Raw genomic sequence first — 22850 nt, 5'->3', positions numbered from 1 at the left:
TTTGCAGACTCACGAAACCTGCTCCGATGCGCGGCCCTGACACATTCACCGAAGGCTTGTTCACCATGAGACGGCTGGACGACTTCGTTCCTGCCGACCATCCGCTGCGCCGCATCCGGGTGATGGTCAACGAGGCGCTGGCCAAGATGGACGAGTTGTTCTCTCGGATGTACGGGGCCGACGTCAAGGGAGGACGCCCGAGCATCGCGCCGGAGAAGCCGCTTCGCGCGATGCTGTTGCAGATCCTGTTCAGCATCCGCTCGGAGCGCCAGCTCATGGAGCAGACGCAATACAACATGTTGCTTCGCTGGTTCATCGACTTGGCGATGGACGACGCGGTGTGGGTGCCGGCGGTGTTCACGAAGAACCGCCAGCGCCTGATCGAGCACGATGCGGTGGTCGCCTTCTTCAACGAAGTGCTGGAGACGGCAGAAAACAAGAACTTATTGTCGGGTGAGCACTTCAGATGGTATGGACGCCTCCCACCACGGCCTCTGCCGCACTGCGAAGCGCGGGCGAGGCGGGGCCTCGCGCTTAACGGCAGGGAGTGCCAAAGTGGAGCTTGCGTCCAACCACACAACCGGAGGTCCCGAAATGAACGCTACGACGTACGCCGTGGACACGGCCAAGAGCGTGATGCAGTTGCACTGGGTTGAGCTTGAGACCGGCGAGATCCATCGCAAGAAGCTCAGCAGGGGCAAGTTTCTCGAGTTCTTTGCTCAGGTGCAACCGGCGTGCGTGGCCATGGAGGCCTGCGGTGGTTCTCACCACTGGGCGCGGACATTGATGGCCATGGGGCATGCCGTCGAGCTGTTGCCTGCGGGCCAGGTTCGCGCCTTCGTTCGAGGCAACAAGGATGATTCGGCCGATGCACGGGCGATATGGGTCGCTGCCGGCCACGGCGACATCCGCCGCGTGCCGATCAAGAGCACTGAGCAACAGGCCATCATGTCGCTGCATCGCACGAGATCGCATTGGGTGAGCATCCGTACGGCGACGATCAACTCCCTGCGTGGGCTCCTCTATGAATTCGGAATCTTCCTTCCGCAAGGGCGTCACTCCGCGTTGCGGATGCTCGCAGAGGAACGCGCGGACATCGACGCCAAGCTGCCAGCACTGATGGTGAGGCTACTAAACGAGCAACTAAGGTCGCTGCGCGAGGTTGACCACGACGTCGAGGTAATGGATGAGGAGATCGCCGCAGTCCAGCAGAGCATCGAAGCCGCAAAGACGCTGCGCGCGGTGCCGGGACTCGGTGTGCTGGGCGCGACGGCGCTTGCGGCGGTGTTGGGTGACGGGCGCGCGTGGCGCAATGGCCGCGAATTTGCCGCGAGCCTGGGGCTTTGTCCCGGACACACTGGCACCGGCGGTAAGGTGAGGATGGGCGGCATCAGCCGACGGGGTGATCCTTATCTGCGCACGCTGCTCATTGCCGGAGCGAGAGCGGTCGTGGCCCGAAAGAATTGCTCGGCGTGGCTGCAAGCTTTGCTATTGCGCAGGCCGACCAACGTGGCGGTCGTCGCGCTGGCCAACAAGCTGGCTCGCACGGCGTGGGCGCTTGTTGCGTACAACCGAAGCTACGATATGCGGTGGGTGTCGACCGTGCCGGCCCGTATGTCCAGTGCCGAAACGGCACGAGCATAGGCAGGTTGGCAGCCAAGGGCGCCACACGGCGACGAATACGGCGAACGCCGAACAGAGTGCGCGAGTGCAGTTGAGGAAGTGATGGCAAGCGGTCAGACCGTGGGTCGGAAAAGCCAAGTCAACGCTCAGGCTCGCCGTGTGCGAAGCCCGTACTTCAGGTAGGCACCGACCTCGCGAATGACCATCAGGGCCAGCAGGCGGACCAGATCCGAACTGCGCAAACAGGCCGGATATAAGACCGCAGTTGATCCGCCACTGCCACGACTTCTAAGATTCACTTGCCACACGGGAGGCGTCCATATAAGCGTCGACGGCACGTTGATCCAGGCCTGGGCAGAACACAAGAGCTTCGTTCGCAAGGACGGTGACGACGATGCCGGCAGCGGCGGGGACTTCAAGGGGCAGCAACGCAGCAATGAAACGCACGAGTCGAAGACGGATCCCGATTCGAAGCTGTACGCAAGGGCAAGACGGCCAGCGAGCTGCGCTACATGGGTCACACGCTCACCGACAACCGTCACGGCCTGGTCGTCAATGCGAGGGTCACGCAGGCCGACGGCTTTGCCGAACGGGAAGCGGCCAAGGTCATGATCAGGGACGCGCGCCAAGCCACCGCGAGTGCGGATACCGAGGTCACGCTCGGCGCCGACAAGGGCTACGACGCGGCCGAGTTCATCGAGGCGCTGCATTGCATGAAGGTGACGCCGCGCGTCGCGCAGAACAAGGCGGGGCGTCATTCGGCGGTGGCCGACGAGATCGCGCGGAGCGAGGGCTATGCGATCGCAGCGCAAGCGAAAGCTCATCGAGCAGGGCTTCGGCTGGGCCAAGTTCGTCGCCCCATCCGACAGGTGATGGTGCGCGGCATCAAGAAAGTCGACCAGTTGTTCGTACTGACCATGGCCGCCTACAACCTTGTGCGCATGCGGACCTTGGCAGAAGTCCGTCCGCTGGCCCGGTAGAGGGTCAGAGAGAGCCGAAGAAACGTCCTCGAAGCGCGAAAACCGCGCCGTCAGCGACCCTGGAACGTCGAAATCACACAACCGCCGCCTTCAGTGCGCAGGATGACTTCGGCGCGCCGGGTACTTCAGCAGCCTGTTAAGGATGCGCCGGAAGAGGGCCCCGTCACGATGTCCCTCGCCCTCAGCCAAGCCTCCAGTGCCACGGCGGCCGACCCCACCACCGGCTTCACCTCCTTCGGCCGGATCTTCCCGTTGTGGTTCGTCTTCGAACTCGCCAGCTTGTACAGGTAGGCGCCTTCATCCCCGCGGTGCAGGTTCTCGAACACCGCTTCTGACACCTCCGAGCGCCGGCGCCCGCCCGGCCCAGGCGAAGAGGAGGAGGGCGCGATCACGCTTGCCCTTGAGCGAGTCGTCGCAGGTCTCCAGCACCGCTTCCAACGGCTCTTTTGTGAGCGCACGTTGCTTGTGGGGCAGGGCGTTGCGCTTCGCATAGGCTTTCTTGTCTTGCTCAGCAGCGCTTTCACCGCAGGCACGGATTGGGCTGCTTGGAAAGGTGGTGCGCCATCGAGAGCACCGAGATCCGGTGCATGAGGGTGTTCAGCGCCGGCGCCCCGAGCTTTCCCTTGAACCCCGCTTCCACCAGCGCCTGGTCGATCGCGGGCGGCAACTGGTGCTCGAGGCCCGCCTTGGTCGAGCGCTGCGCATGGTCGACGATGAACTAAACGACCACAGGGTCTGCAACCGCATCTGCCGCCCGTAGCGCGCGCCGAACCAGGCGGCCTAGTAGCGCATGGCGGCGCGGTAGGCCAGGTTGTCCGACTCGCCCTCGGCCATGAGGTCGTGCGCGGCGTCCTGGGCCATTTCGGACAGCTGAGTGGGATCGAGCAGCGCGTGATCGCTTTTCAGAGGCACCAAGGCCTTGGACACCTTGGATGGCGACACTTTCTCAGCAGGTTTCATGGACGAGGTCCAGGCCGCCAGACTGTTCTGGAAAACTGCCCGCCGCGAGGCCGACTAGGTGCAGGTCCAAAAGGCCGAGGCAGCCCGGCGCGAGATAGAGCTCCAGCGCGAGGCGCGCGCCCAGCAGGAGTCGGAGCTCACCTAGCGCGAGACCTCCTTCGAGCAGGCCCGGGTGGCGCTCGATGAAGCCCTGGCGTCTTCGCGCCAGGCGGTGACGGCCATGGGGGCCCAGATGCACACGCAGCAGCAGGAATCCGCTCGTCTAAGCGGGTGGGAGCAAGGCGTCGCAACGGAATGTTCAGTCGGCCAGAACCGCGATCCTCACTCAAGAAGTGACGCGCGTCGGCGATCGGCTTGTCCAACATGGTCTCGACCTGCATCTCCTCCGTGTTGATCCGCAGGACAAACACCCGATCGCGACCTAGTCGATCGTGTTCGGATTGAACGAGATGAACCCATCGAGGCCACTCTGCGCAGTCGTTTTGACGGAGATCCGCTCGTTGATGGCGCTCACCACGTCGTAGCCGCGCTGGTTCACCTCCGTGGCCCGCTGCCCGTTGGTGATCATCGCGACGTACAGTTCGCCGATACGCCGCAGAAGTGTCGAAGCTCAGTCGGGGCAACTTCCCAGGAGATCTCTCGCTCGAAACAGGACATTGCCTCGCCCAAGGACTGGATCAGCTGCTTCTGCGACATCGCCACGCTCTCGCTCCTTTTGAGTGTTTGGGCTCCCCGCCGATCCTATCTCCTGCCCAACGAACGCCGCGGGGTACGATCCCGCCATGCCTGACTCCCTCGACTTTTCCCGCTCACCCGCCCTCCTCCGCATGCCCTCATGGCTGGGTGCAGGTGTCCATGAGGAACACGCGCTCCCGTTCGAGCCCGGCGACTACAAGCTCACGCCGGGCGACCGGTGGATAGTGGTTGCCCTGAAGACGGCGAGACCGTCTATTCGGGGATCGGGCCTGTCGAAATCGATCGATGAGAAGCCAGGCTCCGCGAATCAAAGAAGCGTGAGCCTCAGGAGGCACCATGAAGCTGCGCGCCAGGCGCAAAGTACTGTCTCGGCTCCGGGCGAACCACGTCGCGAAGCAAGAGAGGCGGCCGTGGATCTACAGGGAGAACCGATTCCTCTTCGAACGACTTGCTGACGATTGAGCCGGGCCCCTCGCCCCGTGCTGCCCTCCCAGACGCACCAAGACCTAGAAGCAGTGCGACGGCGAAGCCTCCCGCCAGGGCGATCAGATTCAGGAAGCGGCCCGATTCGCGCTTGACGCGTCGTTTCGTCACGCTTCAGCTGGTCGAAAGTGCGAAAGCGCGGCTGTGAGATCCACGCCTCCATGCTCAGGCATGGCAACCCCGACGATCGCGTCCTCGATCAGATCTATCTCCACCATACTCTCCACGAACCCGATCAGCGTCGAGCGGTCGAGCATGCCGGTAATCGGATCATCGACGTAGCCGAACCCGGCGATCACTTCGCGATCGGCCAGGCGGTACAGCAGCAAGATCCAGTGGTGGTTGTCGAGCTCCGGCGACTGCTCCGCCGTGGCGATGAAGCCCGGCGCGGCGGCGATCGCGCGCAGGCCCGCGGCGAACGCCTGCAACGTCTCTGGGGACGCCATCGATCCCTCCTTCAGGCAGCTGCTGCTTGGCAGACGGTCGGAGACCGTATCCGGGCCGACCTCGACGCTCTGTAGGCTCAGGTACGCCGACGCTCTGGATCTTTTTGACTAGTGCCCTACTGTCCGGGTGGATTTGGCTCGATAGGGGGCCCTATCTCCCTTGGCGCAGCGAGCCACACCGCCCTCCCCTGGCGCCTATCGCGGCGATCGACCACCGAAGCGGAGTAACGAGCGTACGGTGAGCGTAGCCGACAACGGCCGTGAAGCCAGATGGGGAGGCTTGCACACGCGATAGTTCGCGCGGTCGAAAATTTACGCTTGGACCCTGATGGGGGCTTCCAGAGGTCCACGACAGGCGTTCTACAAGCCAGGCCACCGCTGCGGAACTTTTCTAAGGTCCTGCGTCACATAGCCCAGTGTTTGCAGCCGTCGCACGGCAGCTGCATAGTCTTGCTCGGAGATCTGTGGCGTCCGCGCCATGATCCATGCATAGTCGCGCTGGCTGCGACCGATGATCGTGATCCGATAGGCGGGATCCAAATCAACAATCACGTATTCGGCATCGATCGGCCAGACGAATTGCATGTCCCATACCGCATTGCGGGTGCCGGCCCGCACACGGCCGACAGGTTGCAGCGTCTTGACGGGTGCCTCAAAGCTGCCGTCACGATATTCGAAGGTGGTCTGAATTGCCCCGTCGGCGCGCAGGGCGTACGACTCGCGCGCATTGAACGCATCGCGCTCGAGAAGGGTCGGAACGTTCGCGATCACGTACCAGTCGCCCATGAAGCGATTCAGATCAACGTCGGCCACCGGCGCTATCGTCGGCGGCCGGCTTGAGCAGCCTGCCAATCCCGCGGCCAGCACAAGCGAGCCCAGCGTCGCTGCCGCCACCCACATCCATCGAATCATAGAGTCGCTCCGGTGTCCTTGAGCTCGGTATACGCGGCCGCGCGCCTTCTGGATCATTGGCCTGTGCCTGGCAGCCTGGAAGCCGAGTGCGCGAAGCTCCTCTGCATCGAGCGCGGTGAGATTCGCAATGATGGCCTTCCTCCCTGGTCTGCCAACCTCGAAGAAGGCCCAGTTGTAGCCCCAGGCCGAACGCACTGTCTGGAACGGCACGAAGCGCGTACCGTTCCATTTGAGAATGCACGAGTCGGCCGGTTGCGCGGCCAGTCTGCCCCGCGTCTGATCGAGACCGTCAACAAGCTCGACCGGGGCGCCGACCTCTTGACGCCGCCTGAAGAGCGGCTGCGGATATCGAGATTCACCAGCAGGCGCACCGGGCTTGACAAGCGTTTCAGCTCGCCGCCCGGCGACTTCGCATCCATAGAAAACGTCGGCATGTGCGAACAGCTACTGCCACCGCTGTAAGGTGTCCACGGCCCGTTGGTCTAGTCCCGTAACACGATGATCCCGGCTTCGCGCAACTCTGATCACGAGCCAGCCGAGCATGATTCAGATCGCGATCTATGCCTAAGCCGATCAAAAGAAATTCTCGAGCTTCGTTCCCATCTGCCGCGTGTCCACCACGCGGCGGCCGCGGGATCCAGCAGCCACAGGTATCGGAAGCCGCTGACGCGCTGTTGCACGAGGGTCTGCGACCGACCATCGAGCGCGTGCGCCAGACAATCGAAAGCGGCTCGCCCACAACGGTGAGCCCGATGCTGGAGCTCTGGTTCGTCAAGCTCGCCAGGCGCCTGGACGGCCATGGCGCCAACCCGGCTGATGAGGCGCACAGGTCCCCTTGGTCATCGTCCAGGCCGCAAAAGTGTTCTGGGACGCTGCGCGCCGCGAGGCCGACCAGATGCAGGTCCAGAAGACCGAAGCGGCCCGGCGCGAGATCGAGCTGCAGCGCGAGACGATCAGGGCTTCGGCTTTGTCGAAATGGCTTCTGCCGAAGTCGCCCAGCGCGCTCCGCAACGAAACGGATCAAGGCCGCGCCGTCGAATCGCTCTGTACTGCTGCTGCGCCGTTCCATCAGCATTCATCGGAGCCGCGTTCTCATCCAAGGCCGGTTCACCGAAGCCGGGCACCGCGTTCTGGAGGTTACCTACCCCGACTCCGATCATGCGCACGAGGTGCTGTGCGGACTACCTTCGTTCGACGCCTGTGTCATCCAGTCGACGTTCGAGACCATCAAGATCGACATGCTTTCGACGTTGCGAGGGAAGACCGCCGCGATCGCCGTGGATGGCGCAGCGCTCTCAGGGCTCGATGTGGACGCCGTCGGCGTGGAATGGGGCGAGTCCCTCAGCGCAGCAGTCGACGTTTTGCGGCAGCGCGGCCACCGCGAGATCGCCTTCGCAACGACCTCGCATCCCTTCCTGGCGAACCAGTTGGGCCTGAAGCGGTGGGCACAGATCTGCAGCGCGGAGCCAAAGCTGCATCTCCAGACGCTGGCCGTCCCGCGCCTGTCCCATGAGGACTATCAAGACGCGTTGGTCGAACTGATCAGGGAAAGGAAGGAAGAGGCGGGCCGGCTTCCTTTCACCGCCGTCGTGCTGGGGCATCGAGGATGGCCTGAGCTTTCGGGCCGCGCTGTCGAAGATTGGCCTCGAAGCGCCGAAACAGCTGAGGCGTCGTGCTTCTTAAGCGGACAGATCTCGACAATGAGCACGGCAACTTCTTCGAGACCTTCGGCATCGACGTCGCAGATCAGATTGAATACCTCTACAAGGCAATCGATGCGCGTTGGGAGGAACCGGAAAGACCTTATGCGCTGGAGCTGATTCCCCTGACGCATTTCGCTGGGGAGTCGGTACTGAAAGGTCCGAGCCGCCGACAAGATCTGGTGACCTGACGGCGGCGCCTGTCGATGCGACGGGGCCTTAGCTCGCAAGAGGTTTGCTGATCGCGATGTTGCTCAGTACGCGGCCCTGAGGTCGACGGTTTTCTTCGTGAAGCTCTCGAGGAAATCGAGCAGTTCGTTGGACGCGCCCACTGCCGCCTGGGGGTCCGATGTCGCGATAGCCTGCAGGATGCGTGCGTGCAGGTGGGCGGCCGTTGAGAGGCTGTCGGGGAATCGGCTGTGATAGGCGACCCAGAACCGACGGGAGAGCCCGTAGAACAGATCCATCGTATTCGTCAGGGTTTCATTGTGCGCAGCGCGTGCCTTCAGGTCCTGAACCCTGCGATTCACCCGCAAAAACTCAGTAGCGTCACCCCTCCGGGCACTCTCCTCGCAAGCTTCGGCCAGTTCCAGCATTTCCCTGCGCTCGGGCTCGGTCGCTTGTTCGCAAGCCCGCACGGCCAGCAGCTGTTCAAGGGCTCGTCGCACATCGAGCAACTGCAGTTGGCGGATGACATCGATCGGCGTGATGAAGATCCCGCGGTTCTTGCGCGTCACTACGAGTTCCTCGCGAATGAGCCGATGCAGCGCTTCGCGGACCGGTGTGCGGCCCAAGTTCACAAAGGCAGCGAGATCGCTCTCCGAGTACATCTCGCCGGGCCGGAGCTTCAACCCAATGATCGCTTCGCGCAGCCCTTCGTAAGCCAGGTCCGTCTGGGATCTGGCGGCTTCGGCGCCTTCGGATTTCACCTGCGGCGGGTTTCGGCGTGGAACATTTTTCACGGTGATATGTTACTTGCATACGGCCGTTTGCGGCCGAATCCTCGTTGCCTCTCTAATGATAAACCCTGATTCACAGGCTTTGAACTCGAGCCCTATGATCGCAACAGCGACAAGTAATATATCACTTGGATATTAGATGCCATCCACCGATCTCAGGCCCCGGCTCGAATGCGACTGCGACGTTCTCGTCGTCGGTGGCGGCGCCGCCGGCGTGGCCGCAGCTGTCACCGCAGCCGAACAGGGTCTCGACGTCATTCTTCTGGAGCGCTATGGCTTTTGCGGCGGTGGCGCGGTCGCTGGCCTTTCCGGAACGGTCTGCGGTTTGTACGAGGCAACCGATTCACCCACCCTCGCGCCAAACCAAGTCGTTTGGGGTTTCACGTCCCGCTTTGTCCATGCCCTCAAGGAGCGCGGGGGCCTCGGTCCGCTGCTGAAGTACGGCAAGACCTGGACTCACGTTCACGATCCCCTGGTGTGGCGCGAGGTCGCTGACGCGCTGCTGCGCCAAGCGGCTGTGCGCGTGATCCTCCACAGCGTTGTCACCTCGGTCCTCGTGGAAGGCGGGGAGCGAATCGAAGGTGCAGTGGCCTATACCAAAGAAGGCGAACTCACGGTGCGAGCGCGCATCACGATCGACGCGAGCGGCGACGCGGACCTCATGGCGATGTCAGGCATGGGCACCTTCACGGGTCAGGACGGCCGTGTGCAAAACCCGACCATGATCTTTCGGCTGCTCGGCGTCGACGTGGAGCACTTCCTGACGGCCTACGGACGCGACACGATCATGCCGTTGGAGGTATCGGAACTCATCGCCGCTGCGAACGCTTCCGGTCGGTTCGCCCTGCCCCGTCACAAGATATGGCTTTTCCCGACCACGCGACCGGGGGAACTACTGTGCAACTGCACACGAGTCTTGGGGCCGGACGGCCGGGAACTCAACGCCACCCTTGCGCAAGACCTGACGGACGCCGAAATCGAAGGGCGGCTGCAGGCGCGTGCGTACGCGGATTTCTTCCGTGAGGCGCTCGCCGGGTGCGAACACAGCTTCATGAACGATACCGGCGTACAGGTCGGCGTGCGGCAAACGCGCCAGGGCATCGGCCGCACCCTGCTGCGCAATGCCGACATCCTCGCCGGTCGCAAATCCGCGGAGGGCATCGCGCGCTCCCCTTGGCCGATCGAGCTGCACGCGGGGGTCAAACCTGTCGTGAATTGGCTCCTTGACGACTGGTACGAGGTGCCCTACGGCTGCTTTGTGCCGCAAAAAGGCAGCGGCCTGCTGTTCGCGGGTCGTTGCCTGTCGGCAGAGCACGAGGCAGTGGCCTCGGCGCGCGTGACGGCGCAGTGTTTCGCCTACGGCCACGCGATCGGCCACGCCGCCACCCTTTCCATCAACGAACGCATCGACGCGCACCGCATAGACGGGCGCGAAGTGCGAACCCTCCTGAACCAGCACAACGCACGATTGGACGACTGAATGAGCGCACAACATCAAAGCCCCTCGGGGGTATGGCACTTCCGCATCGAACGGCCCACTCGCCGCAACGCCATCGACAGCAACACCGCCAACGCGCTCGCAGCCTCGTTGCGCGCCGCGAGCGAGGACAAGCGTTGCGCCGTGGCAGTGCTTTACGGCCAGGAGGACTGGTTCTGTGCCGGCAGCGATCTCAAGGAACTCGCCGGGCAAAGCGGCGAGCAGATGGCCCGCATCGAGTTCGCCAAGGCGGCCCTGGCACGCACGCTCTACGACATCGATCTGCCGGTCATCGCGGCGGTTCGCGGCTTCGCGCTGGGCGGCGGCCTGTCGCTGGCTGCGGCCTGCGACCACGTCGTCTCTGAGGACAACGCCCGCTGGCACATGCCCGAGGTGCTCAATGGCTGGATTCCTCCATGGGGGATCCAACCGGTGATCGACCGTTGCGGGGCCGTGCGTGCGCGCAACGTCCTTCTCGGCGCCAATCCAATGTCCGCGTCGCAGGCCAAATCAATTGGTTTGGTCGACACGCTGTGCGCCGACGGCCAGGCTCTTGCCACGGCATTGGAACTGGCCGAATCGTGGGCCCGCCTGCCGGCGGCGGCGCGGCGCTCCATCAAGCGCTTCCTTCGGGAGCACCACGGTTCCACACCCGCCGAGGCAGACGCAGCGGCCTCGGAACTCTTCGTACAGCACTGTGCCAGCGACGCGGCGCAGACCACCCTTTCGCGCTTCGGAGTCAAGGCATGAAGAACATGAGCAAAGTGATGACCGCCGATCAAGCCGTCGCCGACATCCCGTCGGGTGCCACGATCGCCAGTGTCGGTGTCATCGGTTGGGTGACGCCGGAGCGCTGCCTCGAGGCGCTGGGCCGCCGTCATCGAGAAACCCAGACGCCGGCCGACCTGACCCTGTATCTCCCGGTCGGAACGGGGGACGCCATGGAGATCAAAGGCATGGACCACCTGGCCCAGGAAGGCATGCTCAAGCGCATCGTGTCGGGCTCTTACATCAATCCGGTGCATCCTAAGACTGGCAAGCGCCCAGAGCTCATGCGGCTTATCCGCGAGAACAAGATTGAAGCGTACAGCTGGCCGATTGGCGCGTCGATGCACTGGCTGCGCGAGGTGGCCCGCAAGTCGCCCGGTTACCTGACAAGCGTCGGCCTTGGCACCTACATCGATCCGGAGAACGGCGGAGGCAAATTCACCGAGCTTGCCAAGGACGACCTGGTCCGCAAGATGGACTTCGAAGGAAAGCCCTACCTGTTCTATCCGACCTGGAACATCGACTGCGCGTTCATTCGCGCATCGACCGCCGACGAATTCGGCAATCTGAGCTGGGAAGACGAGGCACTGGTGTCATCCAACGTCGCTCTGGCGCTGGCTGCCAAGGCTTGTGGCGGCCGCGTCATCGCGCAAGTTCGCCGCGTGGTGCCGCGCGGCAGTCGGCCCGCCACCCAAGTGCCACTCCCCGGGGTGCTGGTCGACGCAGTCGTCGTCGATGAAGCCCAGATGATGGTCACGCAGACCCCGTTCGACACCGGCTACCTCGGCGGCCAGCCGATGGAGCCGGTGATCGCAGCGCTCCCGCGCATGCCGTTCGGGGCCGACAAGATCGTGGCCTGGCGCGCTGCTCAGGAAATGCGCACGCACGAACTCAGCATCCTGGGTTTCGGCGCATCGTCGGACATGCCGTTGGTGATGGCAGAAACCGGCCAGCTCGATGCGCAGACCGTTCGCGACTACTGGTTCACCACCGAGCACGGGTCCTACGGCGGCGTCGTGATGAGCGGCTGGCAGTTCTCCGCGAACGTGAACCCGGAGGCGATTCTCGACGGCCTGAGCCAGTTCGACCTCATTGACGCAGGCCTCTGTCGATTCGCCGCGCTGGCTTTCGCGGAATTCGACGACGAGGGCACCGTGAACGTCAGTCGATTCGGTACTGCCAACCCAGGTGCGGGTGGGTTCATCGACATCGCCGAGAACGCGCGCCGGCTGCTGTTCTGCGGTACCTTCACGACCGGCGGGCTCGAAGTTCGACTGGAGGACGGGCAGTTGCGGATAGTCAAGGAAGGACGCCAGAGAAAGTTCGTCGCGCGCGCCTCGCACATCACCTATCGCGTGCGCGACGGCGTGGCCCGCCGTGCACAGGAGGCACACATCGTCACCGAGCGCGCAGTCTTCCGCGTTGAAGCCGATGGCCTGGTCCTGATCGAGGTCGCGCCTGGGATCGACGTCCAGACCCAAGTTCTCGACCTCATGGACTTCGCCCCGGTGCGTATCGACCCCGCGCTCAAGCCCATGGATCTCTCGACCTTCGCGCTGCAGACTTGCATGACCTCTCAAGACCTGTTGACCACGGCGGACGCATGACCATCGAAACCCTCACCGAGAAACGCACGCCTCGCCTTGAGCGCTTTCGCAGCGGCGCCGTGCTGCCCGCGCATCTTCTGGCGCTCACGCCCGAACTGCGCCTTGACGAGCGCCGGATGCGGGCGCTGACGCGCTACTACCTCGACGCGGGCGCCGGCGGCATTGCCGTCGGCGTGCACACCACCCAATTTGCGATTCGCGCGCACGGACTGTATGAAACCGTGCTCTCCCACGTCGCGGCGAGCGCACGGGAATGGGACAGACCGGACGCCTTCATGGTGGCGGGTGTCACGGGACGCACGGCGCAGGCCGCGAACGAAGCGCGCATGGCGGCCGCACTCGGCTACGACGCCGCGCTACTCAATGTGGCGGCGTTCAAGGGATGCAGCGAGGACGAAATCATCGCCCATTGCGACGAAATCGCGCAGATCATGCCGCTCATCGGCTTCTACCTCCTAACCGAAGTCGGCGGCATCGTGCTGTCGCGCGACTTCTGGCGGCGCTTCTGCGAAATCGAGAATGTGATCGGCATCAAGATGGCGCCCTTCAACCGCTATCGCACGCTCGATGTGGTGCACGGGCTGGTTCAGGCGCGGGCCGAAAACCGCGTCACGCTGTACACCGGCAACGACGATCACATCGTGCTCGATCTTTTGCAGCCCTTCGTCGTGCCGCGCGAGGACGAGCGTGTGACAGTTCGCATCCGCGGGGGCCTGCTCGGCCATTGGGCCGTGTGGACACGCAGCGCCGTGCAGCTGTTCAACCGATTGCGTGCCGCCCAGGACGGCGACAGCGCGAGCAACGAACTGCTTGCCCTCGATTCGATCGTGACCGACTGCAACCGGGCGATCTACGACGCGCAGAACGACTTTCGCGGCTGCGTACCCGGGTGCCACGAAGTGCTTCGACGCCAGGGGCTCTTCGAATTCACGCGCTGCCTGGATCCGAACGAAGTGCTCAGCCCCGGCCAACTCGAGCTGATCGATCGCGTCTATCGCGACTACCCCGAAATGAACGACGACGAGTTCGTCCGCGCCAACCTTGAGCGTTGGTTGGCCTGATCCTTTTCTTTTCTCTTCTATTCTTTCAATTCCCGGAGATACGCATGACCGAACTCTTGAACTTCGCTTCGCTGCCCGAACGCTTCGAAAGCGTGGAGCATCTGGAGGACTTCATGTCCACCCCGTCACAAGCCCTCGTGGACGACCTGCGTCGCCTTGAGGGCGACATCATCATCCTCGGCGTGGCTGGCAAAATGGGGGTCACACTAGCGCGCTTGGCCAACCCCGCGGCGCCGACAAAGCGCGTGGTGGGTGTGGCGCGCTTCTCGGACGCCCAGGAGAAGGCCAAGCTTCAGAACTGGGGCGTAGAGACCATCACGTGCGATCTGCTCGACCGCGAGGCAGTCGAAGCGCTGCCCCGTCTCCCCAACGTCATTTTCATGGCCGGGCGCAAGTTCGGCACGGACGGCGACCAGGAGATGACCTGGGCCATGAATGCGCTGGTGCCTGCCTTCGTCGCCGAAGCCTTCAAAGGCAGCCGTATCGTCGCCTTCTCCACCATCCACGTGTATCCCGGCGTCAGCGTGCTGCACCGCGGGTCACTTGAATCGGCACCTCCGCTGGCCCGTCCTGGTGAATATGCCAACTCGGTCGTCGGGCGCGAGCGCATGTTCCGGCACTTCTCGAAGAAGTACGGGACGCCGGGACGCATCAGCCGTCTGTCGTACTCCATCGACATGCGCTACGGGGCACTGCAGGAGATCGCGAACTGGGTGTTGAAGGATGAAGAGATCGACCTGACGACGGGTCACGTCAATGTCATCTGGCAGGGCGACGCCAACTCGCAGATCCTGCGCTGCCTGAATCATTGCGAGACGCCTTCGGCCCCGATCAACATCACAGGCCCGGAGGTGGTGAGCGTCTACGACATTGCCCTTGAGTTCGGCCGCATCATGGGCAAGACCCCGCGCTTCAAAGGCAGCGAGCAGGACACCATTGTCGTCAATGGTGACCTTTCGGCCGAATTGTTCGGCTACCCGACGGTGCCCCTGCGTCGCATGGTCAAGTGGGTCGCAGACTGGGTGACCAACGAGAAGCCCTCGATCGGCAAGCCCAGCAAGTTCGAAGTCCACACCGGCAAGTTCTGAGAGACCCAAGGTGAGTGTCTTGATCAATCCCGTCCTTCCGTCACCGCGGCTCCTCGAAGCGCGGTACTTCAGCCTTCGCTCCATCGCCGGCGGGCGATGGTTTTGGCCTGCCACGATTCATCTTGCAGTGCTGGCGGCATGGTGGGCGGTCACGACGTTCGGTGGGGCACCGAAGTACATCCTGCCGAGCCCACAAAGCACGCTGATGACCCTCACGCAGGCCAGCTACAACTGGCCCAGCCACGTGGTCGCGACCACGATCGAGGTGTTTGGAGGCTATCTGCTGGCAGTGGTCGTAGGTATCGCGCTTGCCCTTGTCACGTCGTGGTCACGTTGGCTCTCGCTGACGCTGATGCCGCTGCTGGTGACGCTCAACATGATTCCCAAGATCGCTTTGGCGCCCCTTTTCATCGTGTGGCTGAGCTACGGTGTGATCCCCAACATCATCATCACCTTCACCATCTGCTTTTTCCCAATCGTGTTGACAACCGCGCGCGGCCTGAAGGAAGTCGAGCCCGACCTGATCGACCTGGTGCGTACGGTGAAGGCCTCGCGCTGGCAAATCTTTTCGAAGATCCAGCTGCCGAGCGCGCTGCCCTACATCTTCTCTGGGATGAAGGTCGCAAGCGTCTTTGCCGTGGCGGGGGCCGTGGTGGGCGAGTTCATCGGTTCGGAGAAGGGCCTGGGCAACCTGATGCTCTCAGCACAGGCCACCATGGACACGGATGCAATGTTCATGGCAGTCATCCTCATCACGCTGATCGGGGTCTTGCTCTATGGGCTCGTCTTCCTGCTCGAGCACCTTCTTGTCGTGCGCGACGCTCGGCTGGACTGACACCATGAATACCGCGAACACATTCATTCACCTGGACAAGGTGCGCAAGGTTTACCGCGCCAAGGACCAGGAGTTCCTGGCAGTCTCCGACGTGACGCTCGACATCCAGGAGGGAGAACTGGTCTCGCTCGTCGGCCCCTCGGGGTGCGGCAAGTCGACGCTTCTGAAGATTCTCGCCGGGCTGCACGCGCACGACGGCGGACAGGTGCGCATCGGCAGCGACAAGGTCTCCTTCGTCGAGGGGCGGGACATCGGCATGGTGTTCCAACAACCCCTTCTGTTGAAGTGGCGCACGATCCTGGACAACGTTCTGTTGCCCGCCGAGATACTGGATTTGCCGACCCGTGAGGTGCGCGAGCGCGGCAAGGACCTGCTGCGCATGGTCGGCCTGGAGGGCTTCGAGAACAAGCATCCGTTCGAACTGTCCGGCGGCATGCAGCAGCGTGCGGCAATTGCACGCGCGCTGATCCACGATCCCAAGCTGGTCCTGATGGACGAGCCGTTCGGCGCGCTGGATGCGCTGACGCGCGAAAAGATGAATCTCGAGCTCCTTCGCATCTGGGAGGCTGCGCGCAAGACGATCATCTTCGTCACGCACGGCATCCAGGAAGCGGTCTTCGTCGGGAGCAAGGTCGTCGTGCTGTCGTCGCGGCCGGCGCGCATGGTGGACAACTTCCAGGTTGATCTGCCGTACCCGCGAACTCTCGACATGAAGACGAACAATGAGTTCGGGCGATACACCAAGCGCGTCTATTCGCTGCTCGGCATGGACTGAGCTACCCCACCACATCAAGTCAACGGAGACACAGATGAACAAGACAAGATTCGCGGCCCTTGCCGCGGCGTTCCTCACGGCCGGGGCGGCCCATGGGCAGGACAAGATCAACCTCGTGCTCAACTGGCTGCCGGGCGCAGACCACGCGCCGCTCTTTTACGCGCAGAAGATGGGTTGGTTCAAGCAAGCTGGACTGGACGTCTCCCTCGAGAACGGCAAAGGGTCCACGTATTCGCTGCTCAAAGCGGCCAGTGGTGAGAGCGCGCTCGGTATCGTCGACATGGCAACCGCCATGCAGGGCCGCGACAAGGGCGCGGACGTGGTTGGAATCTACGTCATCTATGCAAACTCGCCGTATGGCATCTATTGGAAGAAGAGCTCCGGTATCCGCAACGTCCTTGATCTTAAGGGCAAGAAGCTCGGCAACCCGCCCGGCGACGCTGCTCGCGTGATGTGGCCAGCCATCGCAAAGACCGTGGGGCTTGCTGCCGACGACATCACCTGGGTGAACGTCGCACCGGAAGGCAAGATCGCCGCGCTGCAATCCGGTGCGATTGCGGCCACCACCCACTTCTACAGTGTCCACTACGTCTATGAACGGACCTTCGGCAGTGATCTCGGATTCGTAGCGACGCGCGAACTCGGCTTCAACCCGTATGGAAACGCCATCGTCGCCAATCGCGCCTACCTCGAAAAGAACAAGGCCGCGCTGGCGAAGTTCGTGCCGGTCGTGCAGCGGGCATATGCCGCCTGTTTGCAGAACCCGCAGCCCTGCAACGAGTACCTAGCCGAGGTAGCCAGTCAAAAGCTCGAAGATGTCAATGCGAGCTGGAAAAACGTCGAGACCTTGCTGGTGGACGACACCTCACGCAAGCTCGCACTCGGCGGGTTCGATCCCAAGCGGGTCGAGGCGGACTACAACGTCGTCAGGGACGTTTTCAACGTGAAGCCGTTCAAGCCGACCGACGTCTTCACAAACGATCTTCTGGACCAGAGCATCAAGAGCAAGTAGCGGAGTTCCGGGGCCCTAGGGATGGTCTGCAGAACACGTTCTGCGATCACGTCTGAATGAATAGGGTGGTGCCACCGAAACCAGATGGCTCGATCGAGCAAGGTCAGCAACGTTTTGCTGCGTGGGGCAGCCACTGCGTCCGCCTTTCGAGCCCGATTCGGTCTTCGCAGGCGCACTCATCCCCTGACCTCCATCAACTTGCGCCGCGTCATCCACAGGTTCGACAGTGCGAACAGCGTGACGATCTGCGCCGTGTTCTTCGCCAAGCCGCGATAGCGCACCTTCGTGAACCCGAACTGCTGCTTGATGACCCGGAATGGGTGCTCGACCTTGGCTCGGATGCTGGCCTTCATCTTATCGACACGCTCAGCTACGAACTCCAGCTAGATGAACGGGTTGAGCAGCCTGCGCTTACCCGGGCGCATCGCCACATGCCAGGTCGGCCCTGCAGCTTCCGCTCGTTTGTGCACCCCCTGATAGCCTGAGTCGCCGAATGCCGCGTGCTCCTCGCCGTGCAGCAGCGCTCCGGCGACGTTGATGTCGCTCACATTGGCCGACGTCCCAACCACAGTGTGCACCAGCCCCGACATGGCATCATCCGCGAGGAGGCGCGACACACACGAATGGCCTTTGATCGGAACCTAGCAGTGGCCGCCCGCGCCTGGAGACAAATTCGGCTCGGATTCCTCCCCTGCGAGCTTGCCGGGGGTTGCTTCGGACGATAGGCTAGTGGATGGGGTTGACGTCGCCCGGCGGAGACCTGACATCGCCCGCGATATGCCACATCTTGTTGTCCATCCCGCGAACGAAACAATCAACACGATCTGGTCCCCACGACGCTGCCGCAGGAGCATCTGCGATGAGACATGGTGGTGCGCCCAAGTCTTCCCACTCCAACCAAGAAGATCCGTCCCAGCACTTGTGACTAACCCCGTGATTCGTATTGTGGGCGAACACGTGAATTTGTTTCGGGGGCCGAAAAGCTGCCGCTGGCGCGGATTCCAAGACGCCGCCAAGGTCGTGCCAGCCATGGTGCGCCTCGGCTCCGTCGGTTGGGAAGTCGCCCACAATGGAGAACGCGTAGAGCGAGCCAGGGGAAGCGGAGCCGTAGCTAGACAAAAATTGCAGTGTCTTTCGGTCCCGTGGCAACGGCGGCGGGGCCTGATACCGGGGAGACGTTCAGATGATCGCCCGCCAACGTGGTTCCTCTCCATTGCCATACCTCGCGTGACAAGCGCAGAACAGATATTTCTCGGGGGCCAAATGTGGGTTCGTCAGACCACCACTCAGGTGCGTATTCGCCAACCTTAAATTGTCATTTAACTGAAATACGTCGATCCGACCTGGCCATCGAGAAACTGCCGCAGGCGCGAAACGTGGGCGCATTGCCCTTTCCCCAAAAGGATCTTCTGCTGGGAAGAAAGCGAGTCCGCGATCAGCCCATTCGCCCCATCCACCATTCCACGAGAGCTGGCGAAGATGAAGGTCTGGATAGTTGAGCCAAAAACATTCAAGGTTGCCGGCGCCAGAGGATTAGGCGACCACGCATGGAGCGAGCGAAAACGTCTATACGATTGTGCCCCCAAGAGACCGCGGCGGGAGCGCTTGCAATGTCGCCGTCATGGGGCTCCCAGCCACTCCAGATAAGCGGAAGGCCGGTGGGTAGATTAAAGCCGCCGGTTGCCATGTCGTTCTCCTAGTTAAATGAAGGACGACGGCGGGTTACCAATCACAACGGTACCCACCGCGTCCCATAGGGTCGACGTCATCGGTCGGCCGGCATTGTCCCGAGGATGGGCCGCCCGATGTCGCAAGCGCAAGCGCAAGGATCACCAGTCCCACGCCACCGACCGCATTGGTTCCCGCCAAAGGGAATAAAGCGGCACCATTACCGCGCCAGCAATAGGGTTGTTGGAGGCCGCAACAAAACACTCTATGCCTGTACCGACATAACCGACGTTGGCGCGCAGTACCTCCTGGTACTCCCCATCACTCATAGTTAGGAAGTGGTCATTGACCTCTTGTTTGTATCCAGAAAAAAGCGGGAAGAGAGGTCCCACCTCGGGCACCTTCGGCGGCATGTAGTGCGCGCTCTTATGTGCTTCGTCGACTGTGACGATCGGCTCGTACACGTAGCAAGCGATGCCCTCATCGCGGTACCCAAAATTGATCGCAGCGTCACGATTTTCTTTGTGGATTGTGTTGTAGTGTTGGCCATGCATGTTGCTCTCCTGTGGTCGGGGCAAATTGGTCCCGGTTCGGGATCTCGCGCGGCGTCATGATTCGCCGTTTAACGACCTGGTTCCGTCGAACTAAAGGCGGCCGTTGTGTTGCTAGCTGGCTGCTGAAGGTGCCCGGAGCAGCACGCGCGCGTTACTGAGGGCTCTAAGCGAGACGATGGCGGTTACTGTCGTTATACGCCTCGCCACGTGGCTCCGCCATATGGCAGGGGGCTTGTTCGCTGGTTCATTGCGAAAGGCGCGCGACTCGACCATGTCTTAGGCGAATCCTTTGCGCGCATCCGTCGTTCGCCGTCGTCGATTAGCCGTGGCGAACCACTTCGGCGCCTCGATCGTCAGCTTGGTTGACAGTGGATCGAGCCTGGGCTGGATCTTCATGGATGCGCGGGCCGACGTCGAGCCCGAATCAAAACGGCCAGTGCCGTGGCGATGGTGGGCGGCGGCTCCCGTCACGGCCGCCGCGACGAGTTCGAACGACCGACCGTCTGAGTTCCTCCGAAGTTGTCGCACTTTCAAACCGAGGAAATCAACAACTTGCGCGCGCCGTTTTCAAATTTACGCCGATCGGGTCTTCAAAGTTCCGCCGGCACCTGTGAAGCGAGCCCCAACGGCCGCCTCCCGCCTTCATTGCCGCCCCGCTGTAGCTCCGTTCGACCCAAAGGGCCTGGTAGCCGACGGGCTACAGTCGGACATGAGCGGACTCTCGGTAGGCGGATCAATTCGCTTCATCGCAGACGTCGCGGCTGAACTAACCAAGCGAACGGAAGAATCAGGACTGGGGCTTCGCGCCACGACGGATGCGGCCACGAACCTCGTGCAATTTCGCTCGCCGTAGGGCACGATGCGGCCAACCCTTGGCCTGTTCAATCGCCGCTGCCATCGAATTCCGCCATGAGGCACCACTACGCCCTGATCCTTTTTTCGCTGCTCCTCTCCAACGGCCACGCTTTCGCGCAGAGCACGGTGGGCGAGCTGATCGATGGAGGCGGTCACCAGATGGACCAAGCAGAGTTGATTTCCTTGCTCAGCGGAAAGACTTGGCAAACCGGCATGCGCGGCGAGCCCGTGCGAACGCAATACGCGACCGACGGCAAGTTCACCCAGACCGTGCGATTGGGCACGGGCAGCGCCTTCGGCGGTCAGAACGTCGGCCACTTCGGTGACTGGGTGGTCGATGAATCGGGGCAGGAATGTCAGGTCCGCAAAGACCTGAGGGGCGGCGGAGCCAAGCGCTGCAGGTACTGGTTCGCGATCGGCGGCATGTATTTCACGGTGGACGACGACCCCAAGGATCGGGCTTCCAAGCTACACAAGCGCACTGCTGCCGAGTGACGGCTTTGGGCCCGGAAGAGACATTGGCAACGCAAATCTGGCGGCCGGAAAGCCGACATTGCATCTAAGGGTCGGCTCTCCTTTTTGCGACGCGGCGATGTGCGGACGGATGACGAGACTTCCATGTCAGCGTAGCCTCGAACTTCCGACGACAAAGCAACGATCTTTCTGCGAATGCACAGAATCTTCGGCAAGCTGATCGGTTGCCGACCCACGCGCCGGCTCTTGCGGGACAGCGGTTCCACCACCGCTATCTAACGTGCCGAGGGCACGATGCGTTCCATCTCGGCGAGAAACCTCTCGCGCCGCGTCCGCTTCTTCTTCTTTATCGCGAACCCGGCACTGGCAAAGCTGCGCTGACTCGTCGTCGTTACTGGTCCCTTCTGGCGTTTGATCAACAGATCAACAACGCATCGCTCGCCGGCTGAGTGGACGCGACGTTGAAAAAATAAGCGTCTCCCTAGCTCCACCCACTGGGGGCGCGGCAAGTCCTCAGCCCGCGGCGTTTTCCGGATCACCATTAGCGTTCGCGGCACCGTCCTGTGCCTTGGCCATCACGGCCCGGCGAACGAGGCCGATGTGCTCGCGCAGCGTGTAGGCTTCGCTGGCATAGCTCAACGGAGCCCGAATCCGCGCGGCCGCCTGCTCGATGCGGTTCAGGTCGCCCAGCCATTGTTCGACGGGCAAGACGCCGGTGCGCGTACCGACCTCGCGTTCAAGCAGCGCCAGTTCCCCGTACCAGCGGTAGATGCGCGACCGCGTGCGCCAGCGGAGCAGTTGCGGCAGGAGCTTGGACAACGGAACGATCACGAACAACACGGGCACCAGCAGCACGATCAGGCGTTCGAGGTAGGCCGCGACGCCGAACGGCAGGTAGCGGTGAAGTAAGCTGGGGCCGAAGCGGTGGTGGCGATCCGCATCGGCCGAGACAGACAGGTCCACCATGGCCGTGTTCGGAAACTCGTCGAGGGCTTCGAAATAGCCCTGCGATCCATGCAATTCACGCGCCGCTCCGAGGAGCAGGTTGACGATCGGCGTCGACAAGTCATCGCGCGAAACCAGCATCGCCTTTGTGCCAATCAGTTTCACCTCCTGCCCCGGAATATGCTGCGCGAGATCGATCGTGCCTGGCGGCAAGGTCAACTTCGTGATGTATGGGAATCTGCGCGGATAGGCTTCTGAGCGCGCCAGGCTCATCAGTTTCAACTCCGGGTCGTGCAGAGCCTGCCAGATCGCCGGGAACTCCGCGGGCCCGAGCAAGAACGCGGCGTCGACCTGGCCCGCCTGCAGCGCGCGCAAGGCCTCCAGATTGACCAGGGGCACCAGATCGGAGTTCAAGCTGGTGATGTTGTTCACCGCGAGCAAGGGCTCCATGAACGCGCGCACGCCGCTGTCCGCGGAGCCCACAGCGAGCCGCCGGTGGCGCAATTCATCGAAGTGCTCGTGCACGACGTTGTCGCGATAGAAGATCCACAGTGGTTCGTAGTACAGGGTGGCCAGCATGACCAGCTTCTCCCGGTCCGCCGGGCGTACCACACCACCATGTACGAAAGCCACATCCACGCCGGAATGGGGATCCCGCAGCAAGCGCTCGTTCTCTTCCGCGCCGCCCGTCATGCGTTCCTCGACGGTCACTCCGTCGCGTGCCAGAATCTCCTTGTAACGCTGCGCGTATTGGTGGTACATGCCGTCGCGCAGGCCGGACGCGAGAACGATGTGACGCGGAATCGCGCTTCGCAGCGACCAGGCGCCAATCAAGGCAAGGGCAATGCTTGCCACCACGAGCAAAGTCCAGCGCACACGTTCGCGTCGCGCTCCGCCGGGCAAATCACCGAGTTGCATACGAAGTCGAATGTGCAGGGAATGCCGGAAGTTGACGCCGTGGTCTTGAGAGTT

The 22850-nt window shown here is 62.6% G+C and carries 21 protein-coding genes and 4 pseudogenes; 14 read left to right on the top strand and 11 right to left on the bottom strand.

Going from position 1 to position 22850, the window contains the following annotated elements; all coding sequences use genetic code 11:
• Positions 1–26: 26 nt before the first annotated feature.
• The 4 genes and pseudogenes from QTI33_RS07595 to QTI33_RS07580 all read left to right on the top strand — a co-directional run.
• Positions 27–482 (top strand): annotated as a pseudogene (locus QTI33_RS07595) (transposase); the annotation flags it as partial.
• Positions 483–594: 112 nt separating this feature from the next.
• Positions 595–1644: an IS110 family RNA-guided transposase gene (locus tag QTI33_RS07590; RefSeq protein WP_286505188.1), complete on the top strand. Its 1050-nt coding sequence runs from the start codon at positions 595–597 to the stop codon at positions 1642–1644.
• Positions 1645–1935: 291 nt separating this feature from the next.
• Positions 1936–2603: pseudogene (locus QTI33_RS07585) on the top strand (IS5 family transposase); the annotation flags it as partial.
• A gap of 168 nt (positions 2604–2771) precedes the next feature.
• Positions 2772–2894: a hypothetical protein gene (locus tag QTI33_RS07580; protein WP_286505187.1), complete on the top strand. Its 123-nt coding sequence runs from the start codon at positions 2772–2774 to the stop codon at positions 2892–2894.
• A gap of 229 nt (positions 2895–3123) precedes the next feature.
• On the opposite strand, the gene QTI33_RS07575 is transcribed toward QTI33_RS07580, so the two are convergent.
• From QTI33_RS07575 to QTI33_RS07555, 5 genes are all read right to left on the bottom strand, one after another.
• Complete coding sequence (locus QTI33_RS07575; RefSeq protein WP_286505186.1) at positions 3124–3270, bottom strand: hypothetical protein; 147 nt, start codon at positions 3268–3270, stop codon at positions 3124–3126.
• Between the two features lie 113 nt (positions 3271–3383).
• Positions 3384–3518: a hypothetical protein gene (locus tag QTI33_RS07570; protein WP_286505185.1), complete on the bottom strand. Its 135-nt coding sequence runs from the start codon at positions 3516–3518 to the stop codon at positions 3384–3386.
• A gap of 466 nt (positions 3519–3984) precedes the next feature.
• Positions 3985–4131: a hypothetical protein gene (locus QTI33_RS07565; RefSeq protein ID WP_286505184.1), complete on the bottom strand. Its 147-nt coding sequence runs from the start codon at positions 4129–4131 to the stop codon at positions 3985–3987.
• A gap of 718 nt (positions 4132–4849) precedes the next feature.
• Positions 4850–5188, bottom strand: coding sequence for a hypothetical protein (locus tag QTI33_RS07560; RefSeq protein ID WP_286505183.1), 339 nt, complete (start codon positions 5186–5188; stop codon positions 4850–4852).
• 360 nt (positions 5189–5548) lie between these two features.
• On the bottom strand, positions 5549–6310 hold the full coding sequence (locus QTI33_RS07555) for a lipocalin family protein (RefSeq protein ID WP_286505182.1): 762 nt from the start codon (positions 6308–6310) through the stop codon (positions 5549–5551).
• Between the two features lie 425 nt (positions 6311–6735).
• On the opposite strand from QTI33_RS07555, the gene QTI33_RS07550 reads away from it, so the two are divergent.
• Positions 6736–7920 carry a DNA-binding protein gene (locus tag QTI33_RS07550; RefSeq protein ID WP_444814827.1) on the top strand — a complete coding sequence of 395 codons (1185 nt, stop codon included), beginning with the start codon at positions 6736–6738 and terminating at the stop codon, positions 7918–7920.
• Positions 7921–8054: 134 nt separating this feature from the next.
• On the opposite strand, the gene QTI33_RS07545 is transcribed toward QTI33_RS07550, so the two are convergent.
• A complete protein-coding gene (locus tag QTI33_RS07545; protein ID WP_286505180.1) occupies positions 8055–8762 on the bottom strand; it encodes a GntR family transcriptional regulator in 708 nt (235 codons plus the stop codon).
• Between the two features lie 136 nt (positions 8763–8898).
• On the opposite strand from QTI33_RS07545, the gene QTI33_RS07540 reads away from it, so the two are divergent.
• From QTI33_RS07540 to QTI33_RS07505, 8 genes are read left to right on the top strand one after another with little or no spacing between them, the layout of a single operon-like run.
• The gene (locus QTI33_RS07540; RefSeq protein WP_286505179.1) at positions 8899–10239 is read left to right on the top strand and encodes an FAD-dependent oxidoreductase; all 1341 of its coding nucleotides are present in this window, start codon (positions 8899–8901) and stop codon (positions 10237–10239) included.
• The gene (locus QTI33_RS07535; protein WP_286505178.1) at positions 10240–10986 is read left to right on the top strand and encodes an enoyl-CoA hydratase/isomerase family protein; all 747 of its coding nucleotides are present in this window, start codon (positions 10240–10242) and stop codon (positions 10984–10986) included. It begins immediately after the preceding gene.
• Complete coding sequence (locus tag QTI33_RS07530; protein WP_286505177.1) at positions 10983–12611, top strand: acyl CoA:acetate/3-ketoacid CoA transferase; 1629 nt, start codon at positions 10983–10985, stop codon at positions 12609–12611. Before QTI33_RS07535 ends, QTI33_RS07530 begins: the two co-directional genes overlap by 4 nt.
• On the top strand, positions 12608–13672 hold the full coding sequence (locus QTI33_RS07525) for a dihydrodipicolinate synthase family protein (RefSeq protein ID WP_286505176.1): 1065 nt from the start codon (positions 12608–12610) through the stop codon (positions 13670–13672). Before QTI33_RS07530 ends, QTI33_RS07525 begins: the two co-directional genes overlap by 4 nt.
• A gap of 44 nt (positions 13673–13716) precedes the next feature.
• Entirely contained in the window at positions 13717–14760 is a 1044-nt protein-coding gene (locus tag QTI33_RS07520) for an NAD-dependent epimerase/dehydratase family protein (RefSeq protein WP_286505175.1), read from the top strand.
• Between the two features lie 19 nt (positions 14761–14779).
• Entirely contained in the window at positions 14780–15595 is an 816-nt protein-coding gene (locus QTI33_RS07515) for an ABC transporter permease (protein ID WP_286505174.1), read from the top strand.
• A 4-nt stretch (positions 15596–15599) separates the two neighbouring features.
• A complete protein-coding gene (locus QTI33_RS07510; RefSeq protein ID WP_286505173.1) occupies positions 15600–16370 on the top strand; it encodes an ABC transporter ATP-binding protein in 771 nt (256 codons plus the stop codon).
• Positions 16371–16404: 34 nt separating this feature from the next.
• Positions 16405–17382, top strand: a complete 978-nt coding sequence (locus QTI33_RS07505) for an ABC transporter substrate-binding protein (RefSeq protein ID WP_286505172.1) — start codon at positions 16405–16407, stop codon at positions 17380–17382.
• A gap of 176 nt (positions 17383–17558) precedes the next feature.
• Here the strand turns inward: QTI33_RS07505 and QTI33_RS07500 are convergent.
• From QTI33_RS07500 to QTI33_RS07495, 3 genes and pseudogenes are all read right to left on the bottom strand, one after another.
• Positions 17559–17978, bottom strand: a pseudogene (locus tag QTI33_RS07500) (transposase); the annotation flags it as partial.
• Positions 17979–18108: 130 nt separating this feature from the next.
• Positions 18109–18450 (bottom strand): DUF8189 domain-containing protein, encoded by a 342-nt coding sequence (locus QTI33_RS35335; RefSeq protein WP_506555362.1) that lies wholly within the window; start codon positions 18448–18450, stop codon positions 18109–18111.
• A 761-nt stretch (positions 18451–19211) separates the two neighbouring features.
• On the bottom strand, positions 19212–19628 hold the full coding sequence (locus QTI33_RS07495; protein WP_444814816.1) for a hypothetical protein: 417 nt from the start codon (positions 19626–19628) through the stop codon (positions 19212–19214).
• Between the two features lie 885 nt (positions 19629–20513).
• Between QTI33_RS07495 and QTI33_RS07490 the strand changes: the two genes are divergently transcribed.
• On the top strand, positions 20514–20954 hold the full coding sequence (locus tag QTI33_RS07490) for a hypothetical protein (RefSeq protein ID WP_286505771.1): 441 nt from the start codon (positions 20514–20516) through the stop codon (positions 20952–20954).
• A gap of 179 nt (positions 20955–21133) precedes the next feature.
• Here QTI33_RS07490 and QTI33_RS07485 read toward each other — a convergent pair.
• Both QTI33_RS07485 and QTI33_RS07480 read right to left on the bottom strand, forming a co-directional pair.
• Positions 21134–21349, bottom strand: a pseudogene (locus QTI33_RS07485) (hypothetical protein); the annotation flags it as partial.
• A 97-nt stretch (positions 21350–21446) separates the two neighbouring features.
• Positions 21447–22796 carry a TAXI family TRAP transporter solute-binding subunit gene (locus tag QTI33_RS07480; RefSeq protein ID WP_286505170.1) on the bottom strand — a complete coding sequence of 450 codons (1350 nt, stop codon included), beginning with the start codon at positions 22794–22796 and terminating at the stop codon, positions 21447–21449.
• Positions 22797–22850 lie beyond the last annotated feature (54 nt).

This window comes from Variovorax davisae, from assembly GCF_030316845.1.
Taxonomy (GTDB): domain Bacteria; phylum Pseudomonadota; class Gammaproteobacteria; order Burkholderiales; family Burkholderiaceae_C; genus Variovorax; species Variovorax davisae.
The sequence above is the reverse complement of the archived record's forward strand: the minus strand, read 5'-3'. Positions and strand labels throughout refer to the sequence as shown.